This window comes from Bacteroides sp. OF04-15BH, assembly GCF_003477995.1.
Taxonomy (GTDB): domain Bacteria; phylum Bacteroidota; class Bacteroidia; order Bacteroidales; family Bacteroidaceae; genus Paraprevotella.
In genome coordinates, this window is the sequence record NZ_QUEM01000064.1 from 1 (window position 1) to 6,218 (window position 6,218).

9 protein-coding genes are annotated in these 6,218 nt (G+C 34.5%); all 9 read left to right on the forward strand.

Annotation, left to right across the window (positions count from 1 at the left end):
* Window positions 1-459, forward strand: a 459-nt coding sequence (locus DXA74_RS15365; protein WP_147401155.1) for a tyrosine-type recombinase/integrase, incomplete at its 5' end; no start/stop codon positions are given.
* Between the two features lie 94 nt (window positions 460-553).
* The gene (locus tag DXA74_RS15370; protein ID WP_118529013.1) at window positions 554-946 is read left to right on the forward strand and encodes a sodium transporter; all 393 of its coding nucleotides are present in this window, start codon (window positions 554-556) and stop codon (window positions 944-946) included.
* Window positions 947-1,069: 123 nt separating this feature from the next.
* Window positions 1,070-1,609 carry a hypothetical protein gene (locus tag DXA74_RS15375; RefSeq protein ID WP_008016677.1) on the forward strand — a complete coding sequence of 180 codons (540 nt, stop codon included), beginning with the start codon at window positions 1,070-1,072 and terminating at the stop codon, window positions 1,607-1,609.
* Between the two features lie 66 nt (window positions 1,610-1,675).
* Complete coding sequence (locus DXA74_RS15380) at window positions 1,676-2,266, forward strand: T6SS immunity protein Tdi1 domain-containing protein (protein WP_115472974.1); 591 nt, start codon at window positions 1,676-1,678, stop codon at window positions 2,264-2,266.
* A gap of 92 nt (window positions 2,267-2,358) precedes the next feature.
* On the forward strand, window positions 2,359-2,943 hold the full coding sequence (locus DXA74_RS15385; protein WP_115472976.1) for a hypothetical protein: 585 nt from the start codon (window positions 2,359-2,361) through the stop codon (window positions 2,941-2,943).
* Window positions 2,944-3,018: 75 nt separating this feature from the next.
* Complete coding sequence (locus DXA74_RS15390; protein ID WP_115472978.1) at window positions 3,019-3,450, forward strand: NTF2 fold immunity protein; 432 nt, start codon at window positions 3,019-3,021, stop codon at window positions 3,448-3,450.
* Between the two features lie 79 nt (window positions 3,451-3,529).
* On the forward strand, window positions 3,530-4,120 hold the full coding sequence (locus DXA74_RS15395) for a T6SS immunity protein Tdi1 domain-containing protein (protein WP_004312555.1): 591 nt from the start codon (window positions 3,530-3,532) through the stop codon (window positions 4,118-4,120).
* Window positions 4,121-4,202: 82 nt separating this feature from the next.
* Window positions 4,203-4,736: an SMI1/KNR4 family protein gene (locus DXA74_RS15400; RefSeq protein ID WP_032585347.1), complete on the forward strand. Its 534-nt coding sequence runs from the start codon at window positions 4,203-4,205 to the stop codon at window positions 4,734-4,736.
* 612 nt (window positions 4,737-5,348) lie between these two features.
* Window positions 5,349-6,218 (forward strand): hypothetical protein (locus tag DXA74_RS15410; RefSeq protein ID WP_118529017.1); only part of this gene is annotated, 870 nt, incomplete at its 3' end.

Consider the following 6,218-nt stretch of genomic DNA (forward strand, 5'->3'; position numbering starts at 1 on the left):
GTTTACTCTGCCGGACTTAGAAGAAGCGAATTGCTTAACCTCACCCCGCAAGACATCAACAGTGAAACAATGTCGATTCGCATTATGGGCAAGGGGAAGAAATGCCGTTATTCGCTCCTTTCGCCCAAGTTGCTGGAAGAACTACGGCACTACTTTCGGGAATATCGTCCACAAAAATGGCTGTTTGAGGGCGAAACACCCGGAGAGCAATATTCGGCAAGTGCATTGGTGAAAGTACTGAAAGAAGCCGCACATCGTGCAGGAATCAAACACCGTGTACACGTACACATGCTGCGCCACTCCTTTGCCACACACTTGCTGGAACAGGGAACAGACCTGCACACGATACAGGAATTGCTGGGACACAACGACATCAAGACCACAACCATTTATCTTCATGTGTCAAGTGCCCATAAAGCAAAAATCCCTAATCCTCTTGATACACTGGATAATTCGTGAGGTGTAGTTATAGAAGTGTAGGAACGACACCATAAGGTGCGGTTATAAATAAATTACTAACAACAATGTGATTTATATTTTAGAACAATCGCCGATGAAAACGATTATTGACTACTTGTTTTTCAGGTATTACATGGTTTGCATAAAGAGAGAAGAATTTCCCCGTTTTGGGGCAACGTGCATATTGGCTGAAATTGTCACAATGGCTTATTTGTTTGCCGTGCTGATACTGTCGTTTTTCTTAACGGGAGATTTCTTTTTGCCAAATACTTCCGGAGAAGAAAGAATTGTAATAGGAGTAATAGGCTGTTTTCTCCCTTGGCCTGTAATATACCTATATTATAGCAAAAAAAGGATTAAGGCTTTGTTGGAAAAATACCAAGGCAATGTTTATAACACCAAATATTCGGACAAGACCGTATTAAGTGTCAGATATGTTGTACCGACTATTGGGCTTCTTTTAATGCTCTTTCTTTATCAGTTTTAAATATCGAGCAAGTTATGAAGTATCAATAATTTATCGGATTGAAAAATATAAATAAGTTAGTAACAACGAAAGATAGCATCTGACGATGCTCCTTTCTAACCATTATAAACCCTAAATAATAACATGGAAATAAATATAATAGCAAATAGAAATTGTATTATAAAATTCGTAAACGATTTTTTAACGAGTAATCATCTGATTTTTTTTGATTGTAGTAATTATGAAAAAGAAGGTTTTATTTGGGGGGATATTCTCGATATAAAAGACTTTATTAATAGAGATATTCTTATCAATATTGGCTCTAAGGCTGATTTTGAACAAAAAATAAAACTGTTATCTCACCGCCCTTGTGTTGAGGACAAAAGAGATTTCATTTATATGACTAATTTCTGGTATAAGAAAGAAATTAAGATAACTGATACCTCTTTTATTTGGAATCCGCAACAAAGTCTTCATGCTAAATGCAATGGAATTGCTTTGAAAAAAAGAATAAGAGAATCATTTAATCAAGGAATGGAAACATCTGATAATAGATATAATAATTACAACAAGATATTTCATAAATATTATTGGTCAAATGAAGTGAATAATTATTTGGATAAATTATATTATAGTGGTGGTATAATACCAATACAACCACTATCTACTAAATCGGTTTTATAACAAGGTCGAGATAACAGCTAAACGCTGTCCCTCACCAAACCATTATCAACCATAAAGCGCACAAGTATGTACGAAAAATTTTTAGAAAAGAACCTCAATAGTATCAGGCAAGCAGTAGATGATACCTTTATTGCTAAATATGCCGATATGTCTTATGCCGAACTGACTACTTTATGGCAAGAAGCCGGATTGGGTAGTTATTGTAACGGAATGCTTAAAATCATAAATCCGTCCGATTACCAAGATGTGTTGAACTCTTGCTATGTCATGGACTATGATAAATCGTTTCTGCCATTCATGTGTACGGCTTTCGGTGATGTCTTTGCTTATGTAAAGAACCCGAAACTGAATAACTACATTGTTTATTTGAATATCAGATACGGAACATATTTAATACTCCCTGATAATCTCGCTGCGCTTCTTAATAAGATAATTTTCAATCAGAGTTTCTTAAAGGGCTGGTTTGATTTAGAAAATTATTCCGTAATGCAAGAGAAACTTGGAACGCCGGACTTTGACGAGTGTTTCGGCTATTCCCCACTACTGACAATGGGCGGAAGTGAGAACCTTGAAAATATTAAGATAGTCAAGACACTTCCATACATTGATATTAACACCCAAACAATCGGCAGATTTAAGAGTGCTGATAAACTTTGAGGTTAAAACAGGTTGATAACAACGCAGGATAACGGACAAGCCGTTTCCTGCTATCCATTAGGCGCAAATAGTGAAACAAAAAATATTATGTTATGGATTTCTTAAAGTGCATGAACAATTTTCCGTGGAATAGATTTGCCACGGTATATGAAACCAATTCAATCGGCTTAAAAGGCATCTTTATAAAGATGTTCAACAATACTGCTGAAATGTCGGACTATCAATATGTGATTGATAGGCTTGAATGTCAGGATACGCTATATAGAATTACCCCTTGGGGACTTAAATTCTATATCTGTTTACTTATGGAAAACAAATCAAATCAAGACATATTATTACAAAACATAAATGTGCTTTTTGAAGCTGCAAATTATAATATGCAGGTCGATATTGCAACCAATTATAATCCGACCAAAGGCAATCTGATGAAATATGAAAAAATTAAATCAAAACTCTTTGACAGAGATTTTGACGGAACAATGGATGCCGATTACATAAAAACATTCAAATCCATAGACCGAAATTTCATGCAGAGAAGTACAATAGATTTAATTCAACAGAATATTTCTTTGTTTGAAGATTTAGCAAAGTCAACGAATAGCAATATTGCCCAAAGTGCTTCTTTGCTTGTTAATTCAATTCATAATCCTAAAAAGTATGACTTTGGTAAATCGTGATTAAATAATCGCCTAACAAGCACCTATTCCGCCTAAACGGCGGCAAGCTGCAACCCATTACCAATAAGAACAGATATGGAAACAGAACTAAAAGAAGCTATAGAAAATTTGTTGCTTCAATTCATGCAGAATATGCACGAGTGGGAAGTTACATGTAATGATATTGAAAAACAGAGTGAACTTTCATTTGAAGAACAGTTTAACAAGCAAAAAGAATTGGTATCAAAAATCTTTTTGACCTACTGTACTCCTCGTGAACGAAAGTATGGCAAACCTAACACTATATCTTATGGTGTGAAAGGTTCTTATGAATATGATGTTGATGAAGAGAAAATAACCGATATAGTAGATGAAGGAAAAAATAGAATTGTAGTTCACACATACAGAGAAGAGCCTATGCAAGAAAAGATGCAATATATATTCTTACTGAAAAAAGGCAAATGGCTTTTGGATTCTAAGAAAAGATATTCTTCATGGAAGCAAAAATGGCTGTCTGTTTCCTTATAAATTATATTGGTAACAAGACCGAGATAACAGCTTAACGCTGTTCCTCACCAAACCATTATCAACCATAAAGCACATAAATATGTACGAAGAATTTTTAGAAAAGAGCCTCAATAATAAGAGGCAGGCAGTAGATGATACTTTTATTGCCAAATATGCTGATTTGTCTTATCCCGAACTGAATATTTTATGGCAGGAGGTCGGGCTGGGCAGTTATTGTAATGGGCTGTTTAAGCTTATCAATCCGTCCGATTACCAAGATGTGATAAACTCCTGTTATGAGAAGGAGGATGACAAATCGTTTCTGCCATTCATGTGTACGGCTTTCGGCGATGTCTTTGCCTATGTAAAGAACCCAAGACTGAATAATTACGTTGTTTATCTGAATGTCAGATACGGAACATATTTAATACTTCCTGCCAATCTTCGTGCAATTTTTAATAAGGTAATGGTAAATCAAAGTTTCTTGAAAGGTTGGTTTGACTTAGAAAATTATCCTGTAATACAAGAGAAACTCGGAACTCCCGACTATGACGAATGTTTCGGGTATTCCCTGCTGTTGGCTATGGGGGGAAGTGAGGACATTGAAAACATCAAGATAGTCAAGACTATTCCGTACATTGACATCTGTACACAAACAATCGGTGAATTTGAAGTTGCAGATAAATATTAGAACAGGTTGATAACAACGCAGGATAACGGGCAAGCCGTTTCCTGCTAACCCATTACCGATAAAACAGTTAAAATATACAATCATGGATAAAACTCCTTTTGAAGATTTCGACTTTTCCAGTTTTTGGGCTAATAACGAATACGCTCAAAAATATTATATAGGTACAACACCTACAGATAAACAAGTTGAAGAGATTGAACGTGAATTGGAATATAAATTACCTCAATCTTATATTGCGCTGATAAAACAATGTAATGGTGGTGAACCCATTAATAAATGCTTTCCAACCCAAACTCCGACTTCTTGGGCAAACAACCATATTGCGATAAGTGGAATTATGGGAATAGATAAAGATAAACCTTATTCTCTCTGCGGAGAAATGGGAAGTCGTTTTTGGATTGAAGAATGGGGCTATCCAAACATTGGCATAGCAATCTGTACCACACCTTCTGCCGGACATGATATGATATTTTTGGATTACAGCAAGTGCGGTTTAACTGGAGAACCAAGTGTTGTACATATTGATGAAGAAACCGATTATAAGATTACTACACTTGCAGCAAGTTTTGAGGAGTTTATTCGTGGACTTGTTAATTCAAAAGACTTTGAAAGTTAAATCATCGGTAACAAAGCGTGATAACGCTTACAGCGTTCCCCGCTTAACCATTACTGACAATTATATAATTGATGTTTTGTAACAGTCGCTTATGAAAAAGATTATTGACTATTTATTTTATAGATATTATTTGGTTTGCTTAAAAAATGAGGAATTTCCACGTTTTGGTGCAGCCTGCATCTTATCGGAAGTTATTTCAATAACTTATATGTTTGCATCTTTTTTGTTTTCATTTTTCTTGACAGGGCATTTCTTTTTTTCGTACATATCTAAACTAACAACACTTATTATATGGATAATCGGCTTTATACTTCCTTGGATTGGTGTATACATATATTATAATAAGAAAAGGACTCTTGTATTATTTGAGAAATTTCAAGACAATATTTATAATGCCAAATATTCAGATAAGGCGGTATTAAGTATCAGGTATATTATACTTATTGTCGGTCTTCTTTTAATGCTCTTTCTTTATCAGTTTTAATAAAATCAAGCAAGTTATGAAGTATCAATAATTATTCATCGGATTGAGAAATATAAATAAGTCAGTAATAACAAAAGATAGCATCTGACGATGCTCCTTTCTAACCATTATCAATAAAAAAGTTGAGTATGCGAATACATGATTCTGAAACAAATAAATGCAAGAAAAAGCTAATGCTCGAACCCAAAGAGTTTGAGCAAGGTATAGAATATGCCCTTGCAAATGATTGTGACGGTTTACAGATTGACACATGGAATATTGATGATGATGCGGTAATGGATTTCAAACTTTTTGAGAAAGTCGCTAATCAAATTGTATTCCTATCTATTACGAATATCAATACTACGAATGTAGCCAACTTTGAATATATATACTCCCTTGAAAGATTAGAAACATTCTATTGCCAGCAAGTGGATTTACATATAGATTTCACTCGTTTTTCATCACTCCGAAATATTGGGATTTTTTATAATAAGAACTTCCTGAACTTGGATAAGTTGGAACAATTAGAAAGTGCGGTTATTAGTAAATTGACTGAAAAAGATATGTCATTGTTTTCCAACTGGAAATCTATAAAAACATTACATATCTATCAATCACAAATAGAATGTTTGAAAGGCATAGAAGATTTAATTCAAATTGATACATTAGTTTTTGCACATAACAGAAAGCTAATCGACATTAGTAGTATCAACCGTTTAGATTATATCGGAGAGGTTTCATTTGAGAAGAATAGTAAGCTACGTGATTATTCCGTGTTGGCAGACAATCAGAATATTCACAATCTTTTTATTTCAGATTTGGACGATTTGAAATTTATCCAAAGCATGAAATCCTTGCTATCATTCAGATTTTGGAATTGTAAAAACGGCGACTTATCTCCTTTGTTGGGAAATCCCATATTAAAGGATGTGTACTTCACACCTAACAAGAAACATTATTCGCATACATTAGAACAGAACCTGTTGGCGGAATTAAAAAACCGCCTGAAAATTAGT

Excerpts from the sequence above, each read along its gene's own strand:
- DXA74_RS15370 (WP_118529013.1), top strand. The coding sequence starts at position 554 with ATGAAAACGATTATTGACTACTTGTTTTTCAGGTATTACATGGTTTGC.
- DXA74_RS15375 (WP_008016677.1), top strand. The coding sequence starts at position 1,070 with ATGGAAATAAATATAATAGCAAATAGAAATTGTATTATAAAATTCGTA.
- DXA74_RS15380 (WP_115472974.1), top strand. The coding sequence starts at position 1,676 with ATGTACGAAAAATTTTTAGAAAAGAACCTCAATAGTATCAGGCAAGCA.
- DXA74_RS15385 (WP_115472976.1), top strand. The coding sequence starts at position 2,359 with ATGGATTTCTTAAAGTGCATGAACAATTTTCCGTGGAATAGATTTGCC.
- DXA74_RS15390 (WP_115472978.1), top strand. The coding sequence starts at position 3,019 with ATGGAAACAGAACTAAAAGAAGCTATAGAAAATTTGTTGCTTCAATTC.
- DXA74_RS15395 (WP_004312555.1), top strand. The coding sequence starts at position 3,530 with ATGTACGAAGAATTTTTAGAAAAGAGCCTCAATAATAAGAGGCAGGCA.
- DXA74_RS15400 (WP_032585347.1), top strand. The coding sequence starts at position 4,203 with ATGGATAAAACTCCTTTTGAAGATTTCGACTTTTCCAGTTTTTGGGCT.